The organism is Paraburkholderia polaris, from assembly GCF_012927345.1.
Classification (GTDB): Bacteria; Pseudomonadota; Gammaproteobacteria; order Burkholderiales; family Burkholderiaceae; genus Paraburkholderia; species Paraburkholderia polaris.
Map to the genome: position 1 here is coordinate 1 of NZ_JABBGJ010000070.1, position 24,875 is coordinate 24,875.

22 protein-coding genes and 3 pseudogenes are annotated in these 24,875 nt (G+C 60.4%); 5 read left to right on the forward strand and 20 right to left on the reverse strand.

All coding sequences use genetic code 11. The annotated features are described in order from the left end of the window. From HHL24_RS40245 to HHL24_RS40260, 4 genes and pseudogenes are all read right to left on the reverse strand, one after another. Nucleotides 1-711: pseudogene (locus HHL24_RS40245) on the reverse strand (pyruvate dehydrogenase (acetyl-transferring), homodimeric type); the annotation flags it as partial. A gap of 193 nt (nt 712-904) precedes the next feature. Then, complete coding sequence (locus HHL24_RS40250; protein ID WP_169490846.1) at nt 905-1,141, reverse strand: hypothetical protein; 237 nt, start codon at nt 1,139-1,141, stop codon at nt 905-907. Nucleotides 1,142-1,297: 156 nt separating this feature from the next. Next, nucleotides 1,298-1,840 carry a flavin reductase family protein gene (locus tag HHL24_RS40255; protein WP_169490847.1) on the reverse strand — a complete coding sequence of 181 codons (543 nt, stop codon included), beginning with the start codon at nt 1,838-1,840 and terminating at the stop codon, nt 1,298-1,300. A gap of 2 nt (nt 1,841-1,842) precedes the next feature. Continuing rightward, entirely contained in the window at nt 1,843-3,021 is a 1,179-nt protein-coding gene (locus HHL24_RS40260; protein ID WP_169490848.1) for an acyl-CoA dehydrogenase family protein, read from the reverse strand. A 346-nt stretch (nt 3,022-3,367) separates the two neighbouring features. Here HHL24_RS40260 and HHL24_RS40265 point away from each other — a divergent pair, with 346 nt between their 5' ends. Beyond that, nucleotides 3,368-4,138, forward strand: a complete 771-nt coding sequence (locus HHL24_RS40265; protein WP_206003237.1) for a TetR/AcrR family transcriptional regulator — start codon at nt 3,368-3,370, stop codon at nt 4,136-4,138. Nucleotides 4,139-4,686: 548 nt separating this feature from the next. Here the strand turns inward: HHL24_RS40265 and HHL24_RS44395 are convergent. The 4 genes and pseudogenes from HHL24_RS44395 to HHL24_RS40280 form a co-directional block, all read right to left on the reverse strand. Next, a pseudogene (locus HHL24_RS44395) lies at nt 4,687-4,998 on the reverse strand (ISKra4-like element ISBugl3 family transposase); the annotation flags it as partial. Between the two features lie 230 nt (nt 4,999-5,228). Continuing rightward, nucleotides 5,229-5,741: pseudogene (locus HHL24_RS45235) on the reverse strand (MFS transporter); the annotation flags it as partial. A gap of 119 nt (nt 5,742-5,860) precedes the next feature. After that, a complete protein-coding gene (locus HHL24_RS40275) occupies nt 5,861-7,417 on the reverse strand; it encodes an FAD-dependent monooxygenase (RefSeq protein WP_169490851.1) in 1,557 nt (518 codons plus the stop codon). Beyond that, a complete protein-coding gene (locus HHL24_RS40280) occupies nt 7,356-7,568 on the reverse strand; it encodes an FAD-dependent oxidoreductase (protein WP_169490852.1) in 213 nt (70 codons plus the stop codon). Before HHL24_RS40280 ends, HHL24_RS40275 begins: the two co-directional genes overlap by 62 nt. A gap of 106 nt (nt 7,569-7,674) precedes the next feature. On the opposite strand from HHL24_RS40280, the gene HHL24_RS40285 reads away from it, so the two are divergent. Beyond that, nucleotides 7,675-8,574: a LysR family transcriptional regulator gene (locus tag HHL24_RS40285; protein WP_169490853.1), complete on the forward strand. Its 900-nt coding sequence runs from the start codon at nt 7,675-7,677 to the stop codon at nt 8,572-8,574. A 30-nt stretch (nt 8,575-8,604) separates the two neighbouring features. On the opposite strand, the gene HHL24_RS40290 is transcribed toward HHL24_RS40285, so the two are convergent. The 12 genes from HHL24_RS40290 to HHL24_RS40345 form a co-directional block, all read right to left on the reverse strand. Next, complete coding sequence (locus tag HHL24_RS40290) at nt 8,605-9,636, reverse strand: amidohydrolase family protein (protein WP_169490854.1); 1,032 nt, start codon at nt 9,634-9,636, stop codon at nt 8,605-8,607. 54 nt (nt 9,637-9,690) lie between these two features. Further along, a complete protein-coding gene (locus tag HHL24_RS40295; protein ID WP_169490855.1) occupies nt 9,691-10,506 on the reverse strand; it encodes an alpha/beta fold hydrolase in 816 nt (271 codons plus the stop codon). Nucleotides 10,507-10,917: 411 nt separating this feature from the next. Further along, nucleotides 10,918-11,430, reverse strand: a complete 513-nt coding sequence (locus tag HHL24_RS40300) for a flavin reductase family protein (protein ID WP_169490856.1) — start codon at nt 11,428-11,430, stop codon at nt 10,918-10,920. 27 nt (nt 11,431-11,457) lie between these two features. Further along, the gene (locus tag HHL24_RS40305) at nt 11,458-12,666 is read right to left on the reverse strand and encodes an acyl-CoA dehydrogenase family protein (RefSeq protein WP_169490857.1); all 1,209 of its coding nucleotides are present in this window, start codon (nt 12,664-12,666) and stop codon (nt 11,458-11,460) included. A gap of 261 nt (nt 12,667-12,927) precedes the next feature. Next, nucleotides 12,928-13,578 (reverse strand): TetR/AcrR family transcriptional regulator, encoded by a 651-nt coding sequence (locus tag HHL24_RS40310; protein ID WP_329606822.1) that lies wholly within the window; start codon nt 13,576-13,578, stop codon nt 12,928-12,930. Between the two features lie 29 nt (nt 13,579-13,607). Next, nucleotides 13,608-13,904 carry a YciI family protein gene (locus HHL24_RS40315; RefSeq protein ID WP_169490858.1) on the reverse strand — a complete coding sequence of 99 codons (297 nt, stop codon included), beginning with the start codon at nt 13,902-13,904 and terminating at the stop codon, nt 13,608-13,610. A gap of 19 nt (nt 13,905-13,923) precedes the next feature. Next, complete coding sequence (locus HHL24_RS40320) at nt 13,924-14,883, reverse strand: VOC family protein (protein ID WP_169490859.1); 960 nt, start codon at nt 14,881-14,883, stop codon at nt 13,924-13,926. 92 nt (nt 14,884-14,975) lie between these two features. Next, nucleotides 14,976-15,821 (reverse strand): fumarylacetoacetate hydrolase family protein, encoded by an 846-nt coding sequence (locus HHL24_RS40325; RefSeq protein WP_169490860.1) that lies wholly within the window; start codon nt 15,819-15,821, stop codon nt 14,976-14,978. A gap of 58 nt (nt 15,822-15,879) precedes the next feature. Beyond that, nucleotides 15,880-16,590, reverse strand: a complete 711-nt coding sequence (locus HHL24_RS40330) for a GntR family transcriptional regulator (protein ID WP_206003238.1) — start codon at nt 16,588-16,590, stop codon at nt 15,880-15,882. Between the two features lie 151 nt (nt 16,591-16,741). After that, nucleotides 16,742-17,788 (reverse strand): amidohydrolase family protein, encoded by a 1,047-nt coding sequence (locus HHL24_RS40335; protein ID WP_169490861.1) that lies wholly within the window; start codon nt 17,786-17,788, stop codon nt 16,742-16,744. 42 nt (nt 17,789-17,830) lie between these two features. Continuing rightward, nucleotides 17,831-18,856, reverse strand: coding sequence for an amidohydrolase family protein (locus HHL24_RS40340; RefSeq protein ID WP_169490862.1), 1,026 nt, complete (start codon nt 18,854-18,856; stop codon nt 17,831-17,833). An 82-nt stretch (nt 18,857-18,938) separates the two neighbouring features. Beyond that, nucleotides 18,939-20,147 (reverse strand): acyl-CoA dehydrogenase family protein, encoded by a 1,209-nt coding sequence (locus HHL24_RS40345; protein WP_169490863.1) that lies wholly within the window; start codon nt 20,145-20,147, stop codon nt 18,939-18,941. A gap of 386 nt (nt 20,148-20,533) precedes the next feature. Between HHL24_RS40345 and HHL24_RS40350 the strand changes: the two genes are divergently transcribed. The 3 genes from HHL24_RS40350 (at nt 20,534) to HHL24_RS40360 (ending at nt 24,334) form a co-directional block, all read left to right on the forward strand. Beyond that, nucleotides 20,534-21,358, forward strand: coding sequence for a TetR/AcrR family transcriptional regulator (locus HHL24_RS40350; protein WP_329606823.1), 825 nt, complete (start codon nt 20,534-20,536; stop codon nt 21,356-21,358). A gap of 460 nt (nt 21,359-21,818) precedes the next feature. Next, entirely contained in the window at nt 21,819-22,898 is a 1,080-nt protein-coding gene (locus HHL24_RS40355) for a porin (protein ID WP_230417779.1), read from the forward strand. A gap of 59 nt (nt 22,899-22,957) precedes the next feature. Then, on the forward strand, nt 22,958-24,334 hold the full coding sequence (locus HHL24_RS40360; protein WP_230417780.1) for an MFS transporter: 1,377 nt from the start codon (nt 22,958-22,960) through the stop codon (nt 24,332-24,334). Nucleotides 24,335-24,875 lie beyond the last annotated feature (541 nt).

A 24,875-nucleotide genomic window follows, 5' to 3' on the forward strand; every position in this document is an offset into this window, starting at 1 on the left:
GCCCCACACGCGACGCTTGCTGGTGTCAGCAATGCCGCGATGTTCGAGGTAGCGCAGAAAGCGCGCCTGGTAGATCGAGCTGATCGGCCCGATGCCCATTGAGCCGGTCGGGAACTGCCAGAACTCTGGCATCAGCCACGGATGCGGATACGAGCACAGTCCGCCGCCGTCGACTTCCTGGCGGTAGCGGTTCAACTGTTCCTCGTCGAGTCGCCCTTCGAGAAAGGCGCGCGCATAGACGCCGGGCGCCGAGTGCGGCTGGAAGTAGACCAGGTCGCCCCGGGCGGACTCGCTATCGGCGTGAAAGAAGTGGTTGAAGCCCACCTCGAAGATCTCGGCGGCCGACGCATAGCTCGCGATGTGCCCGCCCAGTTCGCCATACGCCTTGTTGGCCTTCGCGACCATGGCCAGCGCGTTCCAGCGGATGATCGACGTGATGCGCTCTTCCATCGTGAGGTCGCCCGGATAGGCCGGCTGGTCTTCGAGTGCGATGGTGTTCTGGTACAGCGAATACGGATGCGCGGCCGGTGACATACCGAGGTGGCTCGCGTGTTCGGCGAGACGCTGCAGCAGGAACGTGACGCGGTCTACGCCCGCACCACGCGCCACGCCTTCCAGCGCATCCAGCCATTCAGTGGTCTCCTGGTGATCGGAATCCTGTTCCGACGTCATCCTTGCGGTATCCAGCGGTTCAAGCGGTTCAGACTTCATGTCATTGCTCGTTTATCATCGGTTGCCGGCGACCGCGCGCGCTATGCAACACGCCGCCACCGTGGCTTGTCGGCCCGGCGGATAATGATTCAGGTGATCGACGGGACATCGTCCGGCCCCGGGCGATGCATTCGCACACGAGCACCGCGACGCGGACGTCTGCGGCTCACCTATCATCCGTCTGCGCGATATTTCAGGAAAGTTGTAGCGCTGGCCGCTTGATATCGGGAGGGAACACCTGCCAGTTACCCTCCCGGTGACGAAAGAACCAGATTGCGGTACCGCCTGCATAGCGGGATACTTCAACAGCGACATATCGTCTTCCGCCGGAACGTCCGAGGGCAAGCCGTTTGATCCGAACCGGCAGCGCGGGCGTCGGCGCAAACCACTTGCCGATCTGCAACCGCAAATTACTTTCCCGTATGCTCATGCTCTCTCCCGCACCTGCAATTTCTTCAACCCAGGCTGATACGCACATATTCCGTATTTCAATTCGTACAACTTACTGCATTCAACAGATTCCGGACAGGACTTCTCTGGATCTATCACTGTTGTGTTCGGGCGCACCGCCGCAGCTTCGGTTCGCCTACCACCCCTCGACATACCCGTTCGCCATAATCGCGGGTGTGTGTGTATGAACCTGCTGGTACTTACCGCTATAAAAGACCAGCGGCCTGCGTTGCTCACCGAAGCGGATGTACTCGACTTCGCCGATGTACAGAAAATGGTCGCCTGCCGGATGTACGTCGACCGTGCGCGAAACAATGTGCGCCAGGCTTCCCTGCAATAACGGCGTCCCCTGCTGTTCGCAAAACGGCAATTCGATGCCCTCGATAGGCCGACCTCCAAAATGTCCACTGAGCGCCCGCTGATCCTCCGCCAGAAAATTGATGCCGTACCGCACGCCTTCCTCCACCCATTGGTTGAACCGCGAACTCGATCTGACTGACACGAGCACCAACGGCGGCTCGAGCGACACAGACATAAACGCATTGGCGGTCATCCCTGCCGGCTGTCCGTCTACGGCAAAAGTGACGACCGTCACACCGGTGGCGAAGAGGCCCATCGTCGCGCGCAACAGCTTCGGATCCACCGGGCTCGCCCTCTGGGGCAAAGGAATGTCAGCCATGATCACACCAGCGGGGTAACCGTGTTTTCCACGCCGAGCAGCGCCTTTCCGTACACCTCATTGCCAATTGCAGGAAGACCGACCGCGTGACGGGCCGCGGTATTCGAATCACGCCACCAGCGCTGCATCGGACTGCCCTCGGCAAAACTGCCCGCGCCGTGGGCGGACAGCAGGACATTGATCGCGTCGGTGATTAGCGTCGTGATCATGCCGGTATCGGCGCGAACGCGCGCCTTGGTGACGTAGTCGAGTTGTACGCCGCGCTTTGCGGCGTCGTCGATCTGGTCAGCGGAACGGAAAGCGCGCAGTTCGGCTGTGTCGACTTTTAGCGCCGCATCGGCGATCTGCATCTGGAACACAGTGGAGTCTGTCTGCTTTTCGAACGATGTATAGGCGATTGCGCGTTGCGAAGCTTTCTCGATCACGTACTTGAGCGCCGCACGGCCCATGCCGAGTTGCGGTCCCGTCAGGATGAGCGCGGCAACCGGCACAAATGCCGCGCGATAGCTCGCTTCGTCTTTGAATTCGGACGGGTATTCCCCCTTTACGGCCGCCATGATGTCCATCAGGCGATGCTCGGGCACGAACACTTCATTACCGACGATGCAGTTGCTTCCGGAGGCCCGCATTCCGGCGGTGTACCAGGTGTCCTCGATTGACAGTTCGGTCATCGGAACCAGCGCCAGATACTGCGCCTTGAATGCACCGTTCTGGTCGTGCTCGATGATGCCAACCATTGCCCAATCGGCATGAAGCGAGCCCGATGAAAAATACCACTTGCCGGAAATGACCAAGCCGCCTTCCACGCGGCGCGACTGTTTGGACGGCGTGAAGACGCCGGATACGCGCGCGTCGGGATTGGCGCCAAACACTTCGTCCTGCGCCTGCTTCGGAAACAGGCCGGTGAACCAAGCGCAGACATTGGTCAGCGCAACAACCCAAGCCGTCCCGCCGCATGCCTCGCCGAGTGCAGCCGAGACTTCCAGATGCGACCGCACGCTACCCTCATACCCGCCATAGCGCTTCGGCACCATGAGGCGGAATAGGCCCGCTTCGGCAATGGCTCGAATGTTTTCTTCGCTGGCACGGCGGTTTCTGTCGGACTCGGCTGCATTTTTGAACAGCAGCGGCTGCAACGCCTCCGCGCGCTTCGTCAGGTCCTGCAGGCTTGGCCCGCTCATTGGCCGATCCGGGACATAAGCTTCCGCGACTGCTAACGCTTCTTTGATCATTTCTGCCTCCATTTCATAATGTACATATATGTCAACATTTAATGTTCGAGACGATCGCAACATTTGTTCGTAAATGCAGTGTTTTACCGACATCTTCGCCTGTCAGTCCAAGCGATGAGATTTTATATAAAGACACTTTTGTCATTACGACGTATGAGTCTAATACTAGAAGCGATCTCGTCGCGAGGCAAGCTGAACTGGCCTAAATTAGGGTTTCCGACTAGAATAGTTTTGTCACTCTGACAAAGCGTCACCGCAATGGTGTCTGGGCTGCACTACAAAAATGAGGAGCGCGATGGTGGATCATCGTTCGAAGGTCGCGGAGAAAAAGCGCCTGATCATGCGGGCGAAACTCCTCGACGCCGCGATGCGTGTCTACGCTGATCACACCGGCCCGGGGCCCGTCATCGACGACGTGATCCGCGAGGCCAAAGTCTCGAGGGGAACCTTCTACAAATACTTCGACTCGCTGGAACAGGTGCTCGTGTCGCTCGGCCAGGAACTCAGCAACCAGATGACGAGTGACATACTTCCCGTCTATGACGTTCTGACGGAACCGTGGCAGCGTGCCGCGGTCGGATTCCGCGTTTTCCTCGTGCGCGCCCTTCTCGACCGGAAGTGGGCCGGCTTCGTCACGCGTGTCGACGTCTGGCCGCATCACACACTCGTCGCGCAGTACATGGCCGCAGACCTGGAGAAGGGGAAGAGCCTCGGCCAGTTCACGTTCGATCTCGTCGATGTCGCCACGGACTTTCTGATGGGTGCGTCCGCTCACGGAATACAGGCGATCAGGGAGGGCGTCCCTGATCCGAACCGATATATGGACGCGAGCGTCCACATGGCGATGTCGAGCTTGGGTTGTGACCGGCGGACGTGTGATCGCGGCGTGGCTTTTTCCTACGCTTACCTGAAATCCTGGGCCAGCGGCGAGCTCGCCGCTGGCCGGCCTTTCTGGGCGCTAAACATGAATTCGAAGGACGGCAGACTGTTTTTGTCACATGCCCCAGGCTTTGTCCATGACGGGTGCGGCGGCAAAACAGAACCTTCTATCGCCTCAGATTCGTAGACTGACGGCAACGCCCATTGATGCTGTCCCCGTGGTCACATTCCGCACTAGTGATGCGTCTTCGACAGTTGAAGGGGAGTGAAAATACATGTCGACCGCGAAAAACAGCCGATGACGGGACGAATCCAGACGCCTGATAGACATACGCCTCGCCAACCTTCCACTTTATGGCGGAGAACGAAACCGTTCGCGCGGTAAGGGTCTCCGGCCACGTTCGGCCATGCGATATTCTGCGAGATCAGACGTTCGAGCACCGGTTCCGCCACTTACACCGGACATTGCGTTCGTTATATATGGTTTCCGTTCTCGACATGCAGACCTACTCGACGTTAACGGGTGATGACTTAATCCGCGAGGTGCTTTACGACATGTGCACTTCGCTGGCGTCCGCAGCGCAAGACAAGCGACGCAGTGCGGCGCGCTCAACTACCGGTATTTTATCGCGCTGCTGTTGGCGCCCACAATTGCCGCTAGCAATTGTCACAGAGGCGCTAGCAAGTTCGGTAACGTCGGGGGCGGACGAAAAGTGGGGGAGTGTTCGTTCAACGTCAAACCGCCTCGGGCGATCTGAAGTGCGGATACCGGTCTCGAAAGCAGCTTTCCAAGCTTCCATCAAGCAGCTCGACGCGGGTCTGTAGCAGATAGTGAGCTCCCTTCATGGACCAACGCATTTGTTGCCGCTTTGAGAGACGACGATTGATCAAGTGATTCATGACGGACTCCGCTGACGCCGACGACACCCGGCGTCCTTCGATTCTGGCGCGCTGATAGTCGACAAGGTCCTTTCTGTTGTGCTCGAGGAATGTGAGCAGACGGACGGTTGCGCGATACGCTGCACCTGAAGCGGTCTGGTCCGTCGATCATCAATACGCTTTCTGCTTCCACGGGCCCGTGGACCGAGGCGTGGCCGTGAGAATCTGTCGGGTCGGCGAGCGCGCCGGAGATTTTGAGATGCGCCACTCCCGTGCGCCCTGGCCTCTTCCGGACTTTCGGAGATATAGGTTGCAACGCTACGTCCCTGAAGGGCGTCGCCGAGCTTCATCCTGAGAAAGCTGCTGGTGGTGTATCTTGTGACGCCCGAATAAAACCGCGAAACAAGCGACGTCACCGCGCCGCCGAACGCGAGGCCTAATGTGAAGCCGCAGAACATGAGCGTGACCATCAAGGCGCGGCTGCGCGCGGGACTGAATTCCGACGACAGCGTGATTGCGTTCGGCATTGCACCACCCAGCCCCGCGCCGGTTGCGAAGCGCAGCGCGACCAGCCAGAGCGGCGACGGCGCGTAGGCGCAGGCGAAACTGCCGATGCCGAACAGCACCAGCGAGATCGTAATGACGCGTTTGCGGCCGATGCGATCAGCCAGCGGCCCAAACAGGAAACTGCCGACCGTCAGCCCGAACAGTCCGGCGCCGAAGATCGGCCCGAGTTGCGCGGGACTGAGCGCCCACGCTTTCTTCAGCAAAGGCGCGACGTACCCTACCGACGCTACGTCGAAGCCATCGGCGGCGACGACCAGAAAGCAGAGAAACAGCGTGAGGATTTGTAGCGAGGACGTTTTCTTGCCGTCCATGACGCCGGGTGGCGTGATTGCTTGAGCGTGCATAAGCTGTCTCCAGAGGTTCCGTTCGCTTGATTGCGAAACTATTTCGGTGTTTTTTCATGCGCAGGGCCTGCCAGTGACCCTGTCGCGGTACAACGCGATGTGCCGGTGAACCAAGGCGATCACACAGCCGAGGGGCAGGCCTGAGCCGGCAATAAGAGAGCCTCTTGCGGCCGATGTCCGAGCGTACGCAGCACGGACGTTGCGAAATCGTCGCCCAGCACATTGCCGCGCCAGGCCACGTGCTGGTCCGGACGGATCAGTACGAATGCCGCCTTGTAGAGTTCGGCCACCGCCGCTTCATCCACCTGGACGACAGTCAGCCCAGGCAGTATCGCCGCGGCGTTCCGGTACGCGTCATCGCTTTCGATGTCCACGCCCGCCTCGCCAATGCAAAGCAGCGTGAAGCCGGATCCGAAGCGGTCGTAAAGGGAATCGCCGCCGGCAAGCCATGCATGCGGTGCACGATGGCCGGGACGCGCGCATGGCACGTAGAGGTTTGCCATGTCCGGTGAGGACGCGCCGGCTTCCGCGCTCAGCAGCGGCGACGCTTCATAGCGTGTGCCGAGATGCACGCCAGGAATCACGAATTCGGCGGTCGCATGGAATTTCAGATACTCGCCAACTGCAGCGCGCGCTGCGTCGCCGGCGGCACCCGGTTCGTCTGCGACGGCGGGTACCTGCACGTTGCCGATACTGTCCGCGAAGCTGCGCGCAAACGCCGTGTTACGCAACGCCACCGGGCGGCGCTCCGCTTCATAGCTCGTGCCGAGTGCCTCACCGGCGACGCCCTTGACCATGGCTTCGAGCTTCCACGCGAGATTCGCGGCGTCCTCGATGCCGGTGTTGTAGCCGAGTCCACCGGTCGGCGTAAAAAGATGGGCGGAATCGCCCGCGAGAAATACCCGTCCCACCGAAAACTTCTCGGCCACGAGCGCAAAGCCCGCCGTCCACCGCGAACTGCTCTTCACTTCGAATGGAATATCGGCACCGATTGCCCCGGCGATACAACGCTTCACATCGGCTTCGTCGGGCGATTCGCCTTCACGTGTCTGCACATTCATGATGAAGTGCCCTTCGCCATCGACGGCGATGATCAGCGCGCGTTGCGTCGCGCCAAACGTCCAGTACTGCCAGGCGGGAGCGTGCGGGCACACGCGGTAGATGTCGGGGGCGTAGAAATAGACGGCGTCCATCTGGCCGCCCATGAATTCGCGCTTCTCGCCCGCTACGCCAGCGTATGACAGGCCCAATGACTTGCGCACGAAACTGCGCGGCCCGTCGCAACCGATGAGATAGCGAGCCGTGACCGTGCGCGTCTGCGCAGCGCGATCCGCCGTGGCGTCCATCTCGACAGTGGCCGTCACGCCTTCGTCGTTTTGCGTGAAATCGAGCACCTTTGCGCTGAAGTGAACGTGACACGTCGCGTGACGTCGCGCCGCTTCGAGCAACACGGGTTCGACATAAAGCTGTGAACAGCGATGCGGCGGCTCCGGGGTGGCCCAGGTGAAGGCGTGCGCCTTTGCCCACTCCACTGCAGCCTGCGACGACGGTTGTTTGAGGCGCGCAAGCTCACGGCCGGCAATCGAGGTGAAGTAGGCGATGTCCGGCGCATAGTCACCCGGCAACCCCAACGCGCGGATCGCGGCCGAGATGCCAATGCGACGGAAATGCTCCATCGTGCGTGCGCTGTTGGCATTTCGCAGCCGGATGGGTACTCGTGCCAGGCTTGGCGTCGAACACTTCGACGCTAATGCCGCGCTGCCCCAACTCTGCCGCGAGAAACAGGCCAACCGGGCCGCCGCCCACGATGATTACGTCGCAGTCCACCGCTTCCGTCTCCTTGCTTTTAACTTGCTATGGATGCGAAGTTAAACGCCAGGCGACTATAAATCTATACAATGCATTTCATACCCATCATGAATCTGGTGCATACATGCAATCTCCCGACCTGAACTTCCTATACGTCATTCAGGCGCTGGCCGAGGAGCGTAGCGTGTCGCGCGCAGCCGAACGGCTGGGTCTCACGCAGCCTGCCGTGAGTCACGCACTAGGGAAACTCCGGACGCTGTTTCAGGACGATCTGTTCGTGCGGACCGGACCGGTCATGGCGCCGACACCGGTCGGCGAGCGCCTGACCGAAGGCGTGGCGAACGTTCTGGCGCTGGTCCAGCAGGAAATCTGGAGTGCCAAATCGTTCGACGCCGCAACGACCACGCGGACCTTTTCGGTCTGCCTGAGCGACATGGGCGTGATCGTACTGCTGCCACGCCTGCTGGCGGCGCTGCGTGAACGCGCGCCGCTCGCCACGCTCAAACCGATTCAGGTGCCGTCAATGGAACTGGCCAGCGCGCTGCAGGACGGCGCGCTCGATCTCGCGATCGGCTACCTCGGCAAACTCGGCGAGAACCTTCATCAGCAGCCCTTATTCCGTCGCTCGCTGGTTGGCATCATCAAAGGCGGAGCAACGCGCAAGAAGCTGCGCATGACACTTGAAGATTTCATGGGGAAAAAGCATGTCGTCGCCGGCACGCTTGCGCTCACCAACCAGTTGCTTGAGAGAGAATTGCGGCAACATGGCGCGCGTTTGAAGGTGGGCGTGGAGGTGCCCTATCTGCTGGCCGTGCCGAGTCTAGTCGCAAACTCGGACTTCATTGCCGCGGTGCCGGACGAACTCGCCGAACTGTTTTCGCGCCTGGCCAATGTGGACGTGTTTCCGCTGCCGATCAAGTTACCGGATTTACTCGTGCAGCAGTTCTGGCACGCGCGCTATCACAATGACGCCGGGCACCGCTGGTTTCGCTCATTGGTCACGCAAACGCTGCGCCAGGACTAAAGCGCGCGCAACCATTCAGTCATTGCGGGTTCATAACCGGAACAAAGCTTCCGCATTCCGGTACGCGATCTTTTCTTTGTCTTCCTGGCTGATCGGAAGACTGTCCAGAAACTCGCGCGATCCCGTATGCGTGAGATACGGATAGTCCACCGCATAAATAATGCGGCCCGCGCCCACTACCTTGTGGATGAACTCGAAATGCGGCAAGTTGAACATGCCGCTGGGGGTCACGTAGACATGCGACTTGTAGGTATCCGTGATCGAGCGCGAAAGACCGGTGGCTTCTTGCGGAATGGTGTCATCCATACGCTGAAGATAGAAAGGCACCATCTCGCCCCAGTGGCCGCTAATGACTTGCAGGTTCGGAAACTTGTCGAATTGGCCCGACAGCATCATGCGAATCACCTGTATGCCCGCTTCGTGGTGCCAGCCCCAACCGAACAACGACAGGCGCGCGCTCACTTCCTTACCCAGGCCGCCGTAGTACGGTTCACGCACTTCGGACAAGGGGAAACCGGGGTGCACATAAATCGGCACCTTCAGTTCATTCAGCGTGGCGAGCACAGGTTCATAGCGCGGGTCGTCGAGAAAGGTCTTGCCCGGGCGCCCGGTAAGCAGCGTACCTTTGAAGCCCAATTCCTTGACCGTCCGCTCAAGTTCCAACGCCGCCGCGTCAGGGTCCTGCCAGGGCAGCGAGGCAAATCCGCCGAAGCGTGCCGGGTTCGCCTGAATCGCTTCAGCCAGCCTGTCGTTCGCCGCTCGGGTCAGGCCGACAACCTCAGCGGCCGGCGCCAGTTGTGGTGAACTGCTGTAAGACAGGATCTGCATGTCGATGCCATGCTTGTCCATATCCGCAATACGACCGGCCCCTAAATCGCGCGCAAGCTCCATGGAATGTTTGGGCGGCACGAGCGACGGCCGAAGGTCGCCGAACGCAGGCGGCTTATCTTCGACACGGCTGCCCCAGTCGGCCATATAGCCTGCTTCGGCTGCGAGCCCTTGCTGGCTGGCTTTGGCAATTGCCGCGTCCACCGTGTGTTCTTCGACGCAGATGATCTTCATTCGGTTACTCCAGGAGAGGACTGAACGCTCGCCGGAATCGGCGAGATTCGCTGTCTATTGAGGCGCGCGAGCAGGCAGATTTTCAATCAGCCGATGCAATTCGTTCGCGAACGTTTCGGCGTGAAATGCGTAGCCGAGATGATTGCCGACGATGTCGGCGCACGGACAGGGCAATTGCCGCGCGAGCTCGCGCGCCGTCTGCGCATAGAAGGCGTCGCCGCTGTCGCGGCCGACCACTGTGACCATCGGCACGCCTGCGCGGCGCAGCGCGTTGACGTTCGGCACGAAGCTGTTGATGTGGCGAAATTCGTGCGCGAGAAAACGGTCATGGGTGCCGCCCGCCTGATCGCCAGGCGCGGGCGCGTTGTGGTCAAACCCCACGAATGACGAAGCAAACAGTTTCATCGCCGGGCCGGCGCCTTCGGCTACAAACACGTCGTAGACGCGGTCAAAGAAGGTGCGCCATTTTCCGGCTTCAGGCTGCGGCAGCATGTCGGTAATCGGCGGTTCATGGTCGACCAGTCCTCTTACAAGATCGGGATGGTCTTCGGTGAGTTTGAGCGCGATATTCGCGCCGGCGCTGTTACCAAACACATAGGCGACGCCGCGGTTCACGTCCTTGATGACAGCGGCGGCGTCGCGCCCGGCCTGCGCCATGTCCAACTCGCCGTCGATGTCGCCTGTGCTGCGCGCATTCGCCCGCCGGTCATATTTCACGACGGTATAACGGTCAGCAAGTTGCGCGGACAATCGGGTAAACAATTTACTATCGCCGTTACCGCCAGCCACCAGCAGCAATAGCGGACCTTGGCCGTCGATATCGTAGGCAATGTCGGCGCCTTCGGTGCGGACGGTTCTAAATTCACTCATGGGCAACTCCTGAAGGTGTCATTGGGGACGCTGTAGCGTCACCCAAATAATCGTGGGAAATGCGCGACTGCATGTCGCTCGTGAAATCATGACGCATACCTGTTCATGCAAATCACGTGGCCGGTCAGCATCGCCACGTCGGCATGCGGCAAGATGCCCTTAAGACTCCTGAATCGATCCAACGTTCCCGCTCACCTTCGTCGATCGACGCTCACGCGTTGCAGCAGCGCTCTTTCGCGCCTCGATCGAGCCGCGCTGCTGCGGCCACATATCGTCCGAAAACGACGGGTCGTAGAACCATAGGTACTGCGTTCGCCCGCCCACTGATGGCATTGGGCATCGTGCTTCTTCGTTTTCCTGGCTCACGCTGCTTCCTCCTACCGGCACAGAATGACGGAATGCATGCCGGGTTCACCAGCAATCGTTGTTGACGGCCCAGCCGAAGGCCGGCGCATGCGCGTCGACCTGCTTGTACTTGCCGCTGAAGAAAACCAGCGGCTTGCGCTGCTCGCCCAATTGCAGGTACTCGATTTCGCCGACGTACAGCAAGTGGTCACCGGCCTCATGCACTGCCGTCGTACGCGCGACGATATGGGCCAGACTGCCATCGATAAGCGGTGTGCCACTCTTCTCCACAAACGGAATCTGCAAGGTTTCGTCCCACCTGCCGCCAAAGTGGGCGCTGATCGGCTGTTGGCTCTCCGCAAGAAAGTTGACGCCGTAAGGCACGCCAACCTTCACTATGTCGTTGAAACGCGACTGCTTGCGCACTGAGATGAGCACGAGCGGCGGCTCCATCGACACCGACATGAACGCGTTAGCGGTCATGCCGGCAGGCTTGCCCTCGACAACGTAGCTGATGACGGTCACGCCCGTGGCGAACAGGCCCATCACCGAGCGATACAGTTTGGTGTCAATTTCCATCGCAATGCCCCTGGCTTCCTTCGACGATTAAACCAGCGGCGTCACGGTGTTTTCAACACCCAGCAGCGCCTTGCCGTAGACCTCGATGCCCACTGCCGGCATCACCACCGCATGCCGCGCGGCCGTGTTGGAGTCGCGCCAGATCCGCTGCAACGGGCTCGCTTCCGCGAACGTGCCCGCGCCGTGTGCCGAAATCAGAATGTTGATCGCCTCGGTGATCGAATTCACGACCACCGCCGCGTCCGCCCGCACCCGCGCACGGGTCATGTAGCCGAGCTTTTCGCCACGTTGCGCCGCGTTGTCGATGTCCGCCGCAGCACGAAACGCGTGCAGGTGGGCGGTATCAATTTTTTGCGATGCCTCCGCGATCTGCGCCTGGAACATAACCGATGACGTCTGCTTCTCGAACGACGTGTAGGCGATGCTGCGTTGAGGCGCCTTCTCGATCACGTACTTCAATGCAGCACGGCCAAGACCGAGTTGCGCGCCAACCAGCACGATGGCTGCCACCGGCACGAACGCCCCCCGATACTCGGCTTCGTCCTTGAATTCTGTCGGATAGTCGCTGTTGACCGCGGCGCCGACGTCGAGCAAACGGTGATCCGGCACGAACAGGTCCTTCGCGACCACGCAGTTGCTGCCCGACGCCCGCATACCCACGGTGTACCAGGTGTCTTCAATCGTGACGTCCGACTTCGGAATCAATGCGAGATAGTGGCCAACAAACGCGCCGTTCGCGTCATGCTCCATGACGCCGACCGTCACCCAGTCGGCATGCAGACTGCCCGACGACCAGTACCATTTGCCCGAAATGACGAGGCCGCCTTCCACACGCCGGCAATCGTTTGACGGTGTGAACACACCCGCCACGCGTGCGTCCGGATTGGCGCCGAAGACGTCCTCCTGCGCGCGGCGCGGATACAAACCGACAAACCATGCGCAGACGTTCGTGAGCGCCGTGACCCAGGCGGTGCCGGCGCAGGACTCCGCCAGCGCAGCGGTGACTTCAAGATGCGACTTGATCGAAGCTTGATGGCCACCGAAGCGTTTCGGCACCATCAACCGGAACAACCCGGCCTCGCGGATCGCGTTGATGTTCTCTTCGTGGGCGCGACGGTCCTGCTCCGACTTCTGCGCGTTTTTTGCGAGCAACGGGCCAAGTGCGCGAGCGCGGGCCACCAGTTCCTGCTCGATGGATTCGGGTTGCTGCAGTACCGCCTGGCTTTCAGCTTTCATATCTGTCTCTCTGATCGTGAATGGATGGGTGGGTTGGACGAACCAGGTCCGGAATATTTATCTGGATACCTAACCACTAGTCGTGGTCCGCTTTCCGGTCCGGCACGCCCCACTCGAATACGCTTAACTGCCGTCCCCGCTAGCGCGTTATCGCAGTAGTCAATGTGTTCATTGTATGTTTTGCAGACGACGCGTCAATCTAGGGTTTTCGTACCCATCAGAGTGAACAAATATTCAATGTCAAGCTTGGCGTGCGGCCTTTCAGCGCTGTTTCTCCCGATCGGCAACATAAGTGCGCGCGAATGCGTTCGCCGCTTCGGCCTTCTGCTTGCTCACGCCAAGACTGCGCAAAGTCAACCGGATGACTTCGTCGACATAGCCGTCCGCATCTTGGGTACGGCCCAGCATCATCGTGCGCATACCTTCCACTGTCGCGCCCAGCACCGAATCCGCCGCAGCCTGCAAGTTGCTGAAGTCCAGTTGGGCGAGCGATGCGCCATCCCTCAGGTCCCCGTAGACGTAATCGAGCAGCACGGACTCGCGGGGGATGAGTTCGGCACGCACCACAAATCCCGCCCAGCGCGTATCGTGCAGCGCCCGCGCCAGAAAAAGGCGCATACCGGTACTGATGCGTTGAAGGGGATCGGTCAGCACGTCGTAGACAGGTTGAATGTCCAGCGTCATCTGGTCAGTGACCTGCCGACCCAGTGCGATCAACGCTTCGTCCATCGAAGCGAAGTATTTGTAGAAGGTGCCGCGAGAGATGTCGGCCGCGTTGATGACGTCTTCAATGGACGTCGACAGGTTGTTGCGATCCGAATACAGGTCCATCGCGGCATGCAGAATGCGTGCGCGCATGGCGTCACGCTTCTTGCGTGCGCTGACAGTGCGATGGTCTTCTGGAGCGCGCACGGCTTGTTTGCTTACTTCCAATCGATTTCTTACCCGACGTGCCGGTCCCAGCGATGAATAAACACCTGGCCGTAGAGCCCCACCTGGGTGAACGGATCGCCTTCATGAAAACGTTGCGCGGCGGCGAGGCTATCCGCTTCCAGGATCATGAAGCTGCCCAGATTCGTATCGTCCTGATCGCTGACGCACATCGGGCCGGCCTGTACGAGACGCACGTCCGCCCCGGCTTCGAGATTCGGCTTGAAATACGCACGATGCGCCGCGCGATGCATTTCGCGCAATTCAGTCGTGCCGGGTTTATCGAAGCAAATTCGAACGTAAAGCATGAGGGTTTTCCTTTGACTGTCAGGCTTCGGTGTTGTGGATGAAATACGGCGGGACCTCCGGACCCCACAGATACAGCGAATCCTCAGGCGCAAAGTCACCGGCAGGCCAGCCTACGCCGGCAGTCACGAAGTCGATGTCCGCGGAAAATTCGGAGAACGAACCCCATGGATCCATCACATAGTGGAAGTAGTTTGAACCGAGCACATGGCGGCCCGTCCCCCAGCCGCGCGTATAACCTGCGGCGGCCATTTGTGACGAACCGGCGCCGACCTCGTCGATACCATCCACATCCCATGCGACGTGATGCCAGCCCTTCGCACTGCTCTTCACAAACGCGACAAGATGATGGTCGCTGCCGTGCGGACCATGCATGAAAGCAATGATGTCCGCGGAGCGGTCCGATAGACGCAGACCGAGCGCGCGTTGATAGAAATCGACCGCGCGCAGCGTGTCCTGCGTGAAAAGCAGCACATGACTCATGCGACGCGGCCGCACGGTGCGCGCCTGTGAGCGCGGATGTGAGCCGCGGCTATCGGGGCCCACTTCGGGGCGGTCGAATGGCGTCTTGCACGTGGGCGTGGTTTTCGGGCCGACACCCACATGAATCATATTGCCATCCGGATCGACGAACCATAGACCTTCGGTCGTATGTTGCCAGCCGTGACCGGGTGTCGCGGCATCTGCGCAGACGCGGCCGCCCGCCTCTCGCACCTGGCGCTCGAGCGTCTCGAGATCGCCTTCGAAGCAACTGAAGCTGAGGTACGCAAGCGATTTGCTCGCGGCAGGCAGAATGCGGGCCCACCGGTGACCATCGCCGGCACGTAGTTCCAGGTGTGCTTCGGGCCCGTCACCGGCGTCGCGTACGTCGAGGCCGAACGCGCTGTAGAAATGCCGGGCATCCGCAATGGAAGGCACGTTCAGCGCGAAATGATCGATTGAATGGACCGCGGCGTGGCGCGTGGGTGCGTCATTGCTCATCTCTGTCTCCAGCGAGAATCCAGCAAGGAATGGTCGCGCCGCCGGTCACGGCCTCTATGGACCTGTGCCGGCGGCACGTGAAAACCGTACGCTCAGCCGCGCGCCGGTTCCTGCACGATCGGATTGCGCAGCGGCATGAAGCCTTCCACGGTGACTTCGCAGACGTCGCCCGGCTTCATCAGCAGTTTGGGCTCACGTGCCCAGCCGATACCCGACGGCGTACCCGTCACGATGATGTCGCCCGCTTCGAGCGTGATCGCTTCGCTGATCGTCGAGATCAGCGTCTCGATGTCGAACACCATGGTGTCGGTCGATGCGGACTGCACGACTTCACCATTCAGGCGCGTTTCAAGCTGCAAACCGCGTGCGCCGTGCGGCACTTCGTCCGGGGTGACGAGTTCGGGGCCGAACGCACCCGTGCCGTCGAAGTTCTTGCCGACCGTCCATTGCGGCGTCTTGAACTGATAATCTCGCACCGAGCCGTCGTTGAAGAGCGCGTAACCCGCGACGTGCGACAACGCGTCGGCCTTCGCGATATGCCGGCCACCGCTTTTCAGCACCACGGCCAATTCGCCTTCGTAATCGAGCGCATTCGACACGTTCGGACGCACGATCGGTTCATTGTGCGCAACGAGACTGGTGTTCACACGCAGGAACAGCGTCGGGTAATTCGGCTGTTCGTAGTTGCTTTCCTTCGTGTGGTCGCTGTAGTTCAGGCCTACGCAGATCACCTTGCCCGAACGCGTAAGCGGAGGCAGGAACTTCAATTCCTCCACCGAGCGCTCACCGGTAACTTCTGCGCCAGCAGCGTAAGACACGAGATCGACGCCTTTGGCGAGCAGGTCGTCCAGCGACGCCGGGCCCAACACGTTCACGTTGCCTTCTTTCAACAAACCCAGCTTGTGCTGGCCAGCCTCTTCAAACTGCACGAATCGCATTTCATCCTCCTTTAGTCGTGAGGACGATTTTATGGCAAAAAATATATATAAAACAACTTTAAATAGTTTTTTCAAGGTGCGCGCGTAACGCCTCAGCCACGAGCCGCGCCGTCGCGCCGAAGTGCTCGGTCAGCAACGTGCCGGCGAGTTCCACGTCATGCGACAACACTGCATCGACGATGGCGTCATGCTCGTCGGCAACGTTGCGGTCGTGCCCATGGGGCGCAGCGGCCGACAGGTACCGGTAGCGCGCGGTCTGATCGCGCAGCTTGGTGGCGAACTGCGTCAACCAGGCTGAGTTGCAGCCGGCGATCAGCGTTTCATGGAAACGGTTGTGGGCGATTTCCCACTCGGGGTTCAACCGGTCGGGATAGGCCGCATCGTAGACGGGTATGCGCTTGAGCAGATGATGAGCCGCCAGCAGCTCGCCTTCCCAGCGTGCACCGCGCCGACGGATTGCTCGAGTGATCGCCAGCCGCTCGATATCCTGACGTGTCTGCGTGATGTCTTCGAGTTCGTCCAGCGAGACATCCGCGACGCGAAAGCCTTTCTGGTCGATCGCCACCACAAAGCCGCTCGCGCTCAGACGTGAGAGCGCTTCACGCAACGGAATCGCGCCGACGTCGTAGCGCTCGCCGAGCTCGCGCACCCGCAATTTCGTGCCCGGTTCGAGCAGCCCGGCGATGATGTCGCGTCGCAGCGTGGTTTCCAATGCGGAGGCCATCGTGCGCCCCGACCCGTCGTCAAGTGCAGTTGTCCCGTCGCTCATGGTGACGTCCTCGAGGTAATGAAAAAGGTATAAACACAATTTTTATATATATTTTGTGATATTACCACTTTCACTGTCAGGTGCGGCGATACCGCTGCAGGCTAGCGCGTGGCCGCGCTTCTCATGACACGGGTTGCCGCCGACCAGAGACTCAGGCCTGCCAACGCGGCAGCAGCGTCGCCGCATTTCCGCCGAGGATCATCTTGGCCGAGCTCGCCGGCAGCTTCAGCTTGCCGAACTGCTCGACACTGTGCCGGATCGGGAAGTAGCTATAGTCCGAGCCAAACAGCAAATGAGATTGCGGCACGATCTTGCGAAGCAGGTCGAACGCTTCCGGGGCATACGCCTGGGCGCAATCGAAATAGAGCTTCGAGAACTCCGCGTAGATGCCGTCCGGAAACATCGCATCGAGCCGGGCCTGGCCGACCGATTCCCAATCCGAGAACCCGGCGATTCTGCCGAGCAGCAACGGCATCACGCCACCGCCATGACAGAAGATGAATTTGACGTCGGGATTGCGCCGCGTCGTGCCTGCTGCCCAGAGACTCAGAATCGTGCGCGCGGTGTTGGTGGGGAACTCGATCCACGGCACCGACACCGGCGGCTTTTCATAACTCAGTGTGGCGGGTGTACAGCACGGCGCCTCGACAGGGTGCACGAACACTACCGCTTTGCGGCGATTCAGTTCCTGAAAGATCGGCTCGAACTTCGGATCGCCGAGCCACGCGCTCTGATAGTTCGTGACGATACCGATACCGTCGGCCTTGAGCACGTCGAATGCGTAAGCAATTTCGGCCAGCGCGCCATCCACGTCGTTCATCGGAATCGATGCGAACAGGCCGAAGCGGCCCGGATGATCCAGGCACAGCTTGGTGCTCCACTCGTTGATCTGCCGGGCACGCGCGCGGCCGGCTTCAATCTCCGGCGTAAAAATCGCACCCGCAAAAGCGATGGCGGTGGACACGCCATTGCTGCCCAGTTGCTCCACCGCGTTCTCGATCGTCCAGGGCGCGCCGTCGTAGTTCTTGCCGCCGGGCTCGAAATGATGATGCACGTCGATGATCCGCTGTGCGCCCGGCGCTGCGGAGGCCAGCTTCGGCACGGCCGTGGCCGCGGCTGCGGCAATCGTCCCGGCGAGAAATTTGCGGCGGCCACTCGATGATGGCGCACAACAGCTACACGTTGAAAACAGGCTCATTGCCAAAGCTTCCTGTACAGAGAGGTCGTATTAGTATGAATGTCAGGCAAAGCGCGGAAAGAGCGCCAGCGCGTTGTTGCGCATAACGTCGCTGCGCAACGCGGACGACAGCAGCGGGCTCGCGTCGAGTTTCGCGGCGAGGTCGATCGCCAGCGGTTCCGGCGTATAGGGCCAATCACTGCCGTACAGGATGTGCGCCGGATCGGCGATGTCCAGCAACGGACCGATCTGACGCGGCAGCGGAAAGCCCGCGAGGTCGTAGTAAAGGCCACGCAACGCGCGGTAGAAATTCGCCGGATCCAGCGGCTTCGACAAACCCAGCGCCGGCGACAGACCCGCAACGCGATCGGCCAGAATCGGAATGGTGGCGCCCGCGTGGGGCACGATGATCGTCAGGTTCGGAAAGCGCTCCAGCGTGCCCGACAGAATCAGGTTGAAAACGGCGCGGGTCGTCTCGAACATGAATTCGAGCATCGGAAACGGATAACCGATCGGCGGCAACACGGTTGGGTCCTGGCAGCACGCGCAATGCGGATTGGTCGGGTGAATGAAGACCTTCGCGTGCCGGCGATTCAGTTCCTCGAAGACGGGATCGAGTTTGCGATCGCCGAGGTACACGCCGTTGTGATTCGATTCGACTACAACGCCGTCGCTATTGAGCGTATCGAATGCGTACTCGATTTCGCTGAGCGAACCGTCGATATCCGGCAATGGCAGTGACGCAAACAGCCCGAAGCGTTTGGGGTGGTTGCGACACGCGTCGGCGCCCACCTCGTTCGTATGCCGCGCGAGATCACGCGCCGCCGCATCTTCACCGAAATGCAGACCCGGTGCGGAGATCGACAGAATCGCAGTGTCGACGCTCAGCCGGTCCATCGTGGTGAGCGCCTGTTCGACGCTCCAGGTGGGAATGCCCGGCATGCCCGATGGCTTGGCATGACCCGCTGCCACGAGCGCCGAACGATATTTCTCCGGCAGAAAATGCGCGTGGACATCGATACGGCCTGTTTTTGCGCCGCTTGCAACGCGCACGTCGTCGCCCGGAATACCGTTAGCTGCTGAACTCATTGATTACTGATTCCCGACATGATTTCCGTTCCGTTCCGTTCGCGTTGTTACGCGTCTTTTGAGGCGCTGCTCGCCTCGCACCTCAAACCAGCGGGGTGACCGTGTTTTCGACGCCGAGCAATGCCTTGCCATAGACCTCGATACCGACTGCGGGCAGCACCACGGCATGACGCGCCGCCGTGTTCGAATCGCGCCACATGCGTTGCAGCGGACTGGCTTCCGCGAAAGTCCCCGCACCGTGCGCGGATATCAGTATGTTGAGCGCGTCCGTAATCGCGGTTACGACGAGCCCCGAATCCGCGCGCACACGAGCCCGCGTCAAGTAGTCCATCTTCTCGCCTCGCCGCGCGGCGTTGTCGATATCGGCCGCGGCGCGATAAGCGTGAAGGTGGGCGGTATCGATCTTCTGCGACGCTTCGGCGATCTGCGCCTGAAACATGACCGAGGCGGTCTGTTTCTCAAAGGTGGTGTAAGCAATGCTCCGCTGGGGTGCCTTCTCCATCACGTACTTCAACGCCGCGCGGCCAATGCCGAGTTGCGGCCCGACCAGTACGAGCGCGGCGACGGGTACAAACGCTGCGCGATATTCGCTCTCATCGGTGAATTCGGTTGCGTAGTCGCTGTTGATCGCCGCCCGGATATCCAGCAGACGATGGTCAGGCACAAATACCTCGCTCGCCACCACGCAGTTGCTGCCCGAGGCTCGCATGCCCACGGTGTACCAGGTATCTTCGATCGCGACTTCCGACTTGGGTATCAACGCGAGATATTGCCCGACAAACTCGCCATCGCTGTTGTGCTCCATGACGCCGACCATCAGCCAGTCGGCATGCAAACTGCCCGACGACCAATACCACTTGCCCGACACGATCAGGCCGCCCTCGACACGGCGGCTGTCAGTCGACGGCGAGAAAACGCCGGCCACCCGCGCATCCGGATTCGCGCCGAATACCTCCTGCTGGGCATGCTCCGAATACAGTCCCGTAAACCACGCGCAAACGTTGGTCAGCGCCGCAACCCATGCCGTGCCCGCGCAGGATTCCGCGAGTGCCGCAGAGACGTCGAGATGGTCCCGAACCGAACCCTGGTGGCCGCCGAAGCGCTTCGGCACCATCAGCCTGAACAGGCCCGCCTCCCGAATCGCATCGATGTTCTCCTGATGGGCGCGGCGCTCCTGTTCCGATTGTTTCGCGTTCTTCGCCAGCAGCGGGCCAAGTCCGCGCGCTGCGTCTATCAGATTTACGTGAACAGACGGATGCGGTTTCGAGGTATTTGAAGGCTCGACTGTCATAGGTGTCTCTATGGTTAGCGGCACGGAGAAAAAAGGCGTTTGGGAAATCGCGACAATCGCCAGAGATCACGTTAATAATTAGCGATCCGAACTACACCGGCGAATTCTATTTCCGGTCACGGGGATTCCGGGCTGGACACTTCGATCGCCGACGTTCCGGTCAGGATCTTCGCCGTGAGCAGTGTGTGCATTGTAGATTTTCGCCCAAACGCGTCAATCTAGGGTTTTCGTGTCCGTCAGAGTGCATGGTTCGTCACTCTGGCGGCGCGACAGCTGTGCCGGGAAGCCGATCGAATGCGCGCAAGCCCCGCTGGACAGGCCTCTCTGAGGCGATGCGCAGCTTGTGCGGAGAACCGCTCCTGCGCTCAGCACGGCAACTGCCGCCCGTGACTTCCCTGCTGTTGAGCACAGATCAAAAAATATATACTGTGCGGATACACGCCTTCTGCGAAGCAAAGCGTACACGCACACAAAACCGGTTCTTGGAGCCTTTGATGCACCACTCCGCCCTCGAACACCGCGCAACTGCGTCCGGGCGCACCTTACAGGAAGATCACCGAACCATAGCCGCGCGCAAGAAGCGCGATGCCATGCGCGTGCGCATTCTGAACGCGACAATGGAAGTATTCGCAGAACGGAAAAAACTTTCAACGTCGATCGAAGATGTCGTCAAGGCGGCTGACATTTCACGCGGCACCTTCTACAAGCATTTTGCCTCGCTGGAAGAGGCCCTGATCGCGGTTGGGAAAGAGGTGACCGATCGAATGACGCTCGACATCCTGCCTGTCTACGACGTATTGACCGACCCGCTGCAACGCGTCAGCACTGGCATGCGCCTGTTTCTCGCCAGGGCGCTTACCGACCGCCGCTGGGCAGGCTTCGTCGTCAGAGCGGAACTGATCCCCCACGAGTCGATTCTGCTCGACTACATCTATCACGACCTGCGTGCCGGCGCCGCAGAGGCCAAATTGCACTTCGACGACGTAACCGCAGCCGCCGATTCGGTCATGGGCGCAACCGTAGAAGGCATGCGAACCATCATGCTGGGACGCTCGAAAGACCCTCAGGCCTACATCAGCAGCGTCATCCGCATCACACTGCGCGGATTGGGCGTGCCCTACGCGGCCGCTGACGTGGCCACTGCGTTTTCCCATTCCTACCTGATGGCTCAAGCAACTGGAACTCCCGGCTATCTGTCGCCGGCGGGCTGAGCCGCCGCTTTCAGCCGCCCGCATGGACGCACCTGGGGCAGGACTGCGCAACGACCAAAAGCGTAACCGTTTTATCCGTTGACCCGGATTATCCGCGCTATCAATCCTTCTTTCCGTTCGCGCCCATAGGGCCACGCATTGGTCAGGATGACAGTTCGTACACTGTTATGGGCGCAAAAACCCCAAATTGACGCGCCGCCGCCGATCCATAGAATGAACACCGTCGTCACCCATCCTGCTTTCTTTTCGCCAGGCTGAATGAGGCGTCTACTAAAAATAAGCATGAAGTGAGCGAACTGGATAACGTCCCGTCCGATCTCTGTGCAGGCGAGGCAAACGGTCATCGCCCGCGAAGCTCCCGCTGTCTGGGAAGCTGCATCGAATGAACGGGAAAAGCCTGCCGGAGTCGATCGATCACTGAAGTTCTATATAAGCAATACTAAATAATATTGGAGATGAAATGGATATCCTTTCCCGGTCAACGATGCGCGTAGCTGTCGGTAGCATGCTTATGATGTCCTTGGGTCTCGCTCGTGCGCAAAGCAGCGTCACGCTCTATGGCATCGTCGACGCGGGATTGCAGTACGCCAGCCAGACACCCAATACCAAAGGCCAGAATGCCGGCGCGACCTATGCATTTACCACGAGCGGAAACGGACCATCCCTCTTCGGCTTGATTGGCAAGGAGGATCTGGGTGGCGGATACCGCGCAACCTTCAACCTCGAGAGCGGTATCAGTCTAGCCAACGGCGGCTTCGCCAGTTCTAACGGCAATCTCTGGGGTCGGCAGGCGTGGGTGGGCCTCGAAGGAAACTTCGGCAAATTCCGGCTGGGCGAACAGAATTCACCTTTCTTCCTGACCTTGATCGACTCGGATCCGCGGCACTTCTCCACCTTCGGGAGCGGCATCGTCATTTATGGCGACAACGCCGGCTTTACCGGCTCGGTCAACTCGAATGCCATCACTTACAGTAGCCCAAAGCTGTGGGGATTTGAAGGCAGCGCCATGTTCGCGCCAGGCGGGGTCGCAGGCAACTTTCAGGCCGGCAAGCAGTGGTCGGGCAGCCTGAAGTACGACAATGGCACGCTTCTCGTCAATGCTGCGATTTACGACGGCAACGCCGGCGGCACCGTCACCCCGATTCCGACCAGCACCGCGTTCCTGGGTCGCACGCTGGGCATGGCCTACCGGCTCGGCACAGTAACGGCCAAGCTCTCGTTCGTCAGCTACAAAGTCGCAGGCGGTTTCAACAACAATATTTATGGCGGCGGTCTGGACTGGTACGTACTCCCGACCGTCGATATCAACGGCGGCGTGTGGGTGACGAGCGACCGCTCCGACACCACCAATCACTCGGTTATGGGCGCCGTGGGCGTGAATTATTTGCTTTCGAAGCGGACCTCGCTGTATGCCCAGTTCGGGGCGGTCAACAATCACGGCGCGATGAACACCGGCTTGTCGCTGACCACACACAGCATCCTCAATGAGGTACCCGGAACAACTTACGGCGCGAATGTCGGCATCCGTCAAACGTTCTGAAGAAAAGCCACTCGGAGAGTGGCACAAGCCCTCTCCCGCATGATCCATCCGACCACGCCATGATGACGAACCGATCGACACAGGTAGACCCACTCGCACCCGGTGTCGAGCAGTTTGCCGACTCGCCGGGGAGCGCCCTTGCGCAAGCACAGGTGTCGCCGCTGCAGATACTAACCTTGGTGCTCTGCTTTTTTGTCGTTGCGGCGGACGGCTTTGACGTTGCCTCGGTGGCCTTCGTCGGCCCCCTGCTCCAAAAAACATGGGCGCTCAGCCCCGCTGAACTCGGTCCGCTGTTTGGCGCCGCACTCGTTGGACTCACGGTAGGCAGTTTTTTGTTCGGCCCGCTCGCGGATCGTATCGGGCGTAAGCGTGTCATTACGATTTCGCTCGTGCTGTTTGGCATCGGCAGCCTCGCCTGTGGGTACGCACCTTCCGCGCGCTGGCTGCTCTACCTGCGCTTCGCGACCGGGCTCGGCCTGGGTGGCGCAATGCCCAACGCCATTACGTTGTCGTCGGAATTCAGTCCATCTCGCGGTCGCGCGACGATGGTCACCCTGATGTTTTGTGGCTTCACCGCAGGTCTGGCGTTCGGCGGCGCGATTGCGTCGGTGCTGATTCCGGCCTTCGGGTGGCGCGGCGTATTCGTGTTTGGCGGACTGTTCCCGCTGTGTCTCGCGCCGTGTGTGTGGATCTGGTTGCCCGAGTCGCTGCACTTTATGGCCGGCAAACCGCGCTTTGAATGCGAATCGCGTCGCACCCTGGCTCGCTTGACCGGCGACCCTGACATGCCTCTGCAACGCGCCTTCCCAGAAGAAACGAAACTACCTACGGTTTCGCGATCTGCCACTTCGGTACTCTTCGACCGGCACTATCGCGCTGGCACCCTGCTGTTATGGTTCGCGTTCTTTTGCACGCTGTGGGTCTATTACCAGTTGGCGAGCTGGCTTCCGACCGTACTTGCCGACGCCGGCTCTGATGCCGTCCGCGCCGCGCGCCTCGGTGCGATGCTTCCATTGGGCGGCACCATCGGCGCACTGATCAACGCCCGGCTAATGGACAAGATCAATCCGTTCGTCGTGCTGGCCGGTTCGTATGCGGTCGCCGCGGTGTCGATCACGCTGATCGGCTTTTCGCTCGACGGACCGGCGCTCCTTTACCTCACCGTCTTCATGGCCGGCCTTGGGCTGTCGGGTGCGCAAACGGGCGCAAATGTAGTCGTCGCGAGCTTTTACACGACCGCTGCGCGGGCCACCGGCGTGAGCTGGGCCCTGGGCGTCGGGCGGCTCGGGTCGATCGTCGGCGCGCTGACCGGCGGCCCCCTGCTGATGGCCGTTCACTCACCTCAATCGGCTTTCATCGTCTTCGCCATTCCGGCTGTGCTCGCGGGCGTAGCGATGGCTGCGAATGGGTACTTATATCGCGCGGATACGGCGTAGCCGCGAAGCTTGTCGCGCGGTCCGGAGGAAAACGGGCCACCGCGCGCCCCGTCGCCGTGCCAAAGCCAACAGAACTCATCCCCACAAAAAATGCAAATCGGACCATGCGGCTAAAAAAATTACTGATGCCGATCACCGGCAGGACGGCAGGCGCGCCAATGATGGCGACTGCCGCGATTGTTCTGTGGCTCGCAGTCTGGAGCGCCACGGGTCTTCTGTCGTCTACGACAAGAAATGACGTCACGCTGCTCATCTTGCGCGTCATGACGACCGGGTTCGCCGCCTGCGCGTTTGCGGCGTGCTGGAAGCTTCAGTCCGCACGCAGGCAAAACACAGACCTCCTCTCCAGGATCCGCGACATCGCAGATGGCCGCCTGGAAACGTTAGCGCGGGACCCCGGCAGCCGCGAATCGGAGCACGCGGTCCACGATCTCACAGCGCGTGTACGAGACGTCGTGGTCAAAGTACGCAATCAGACCGCGGGCTTCGCGCAGACTTCAGGTCTCCTCTCGGCCGACAACAAAGCGCTACTGGCCCGTGC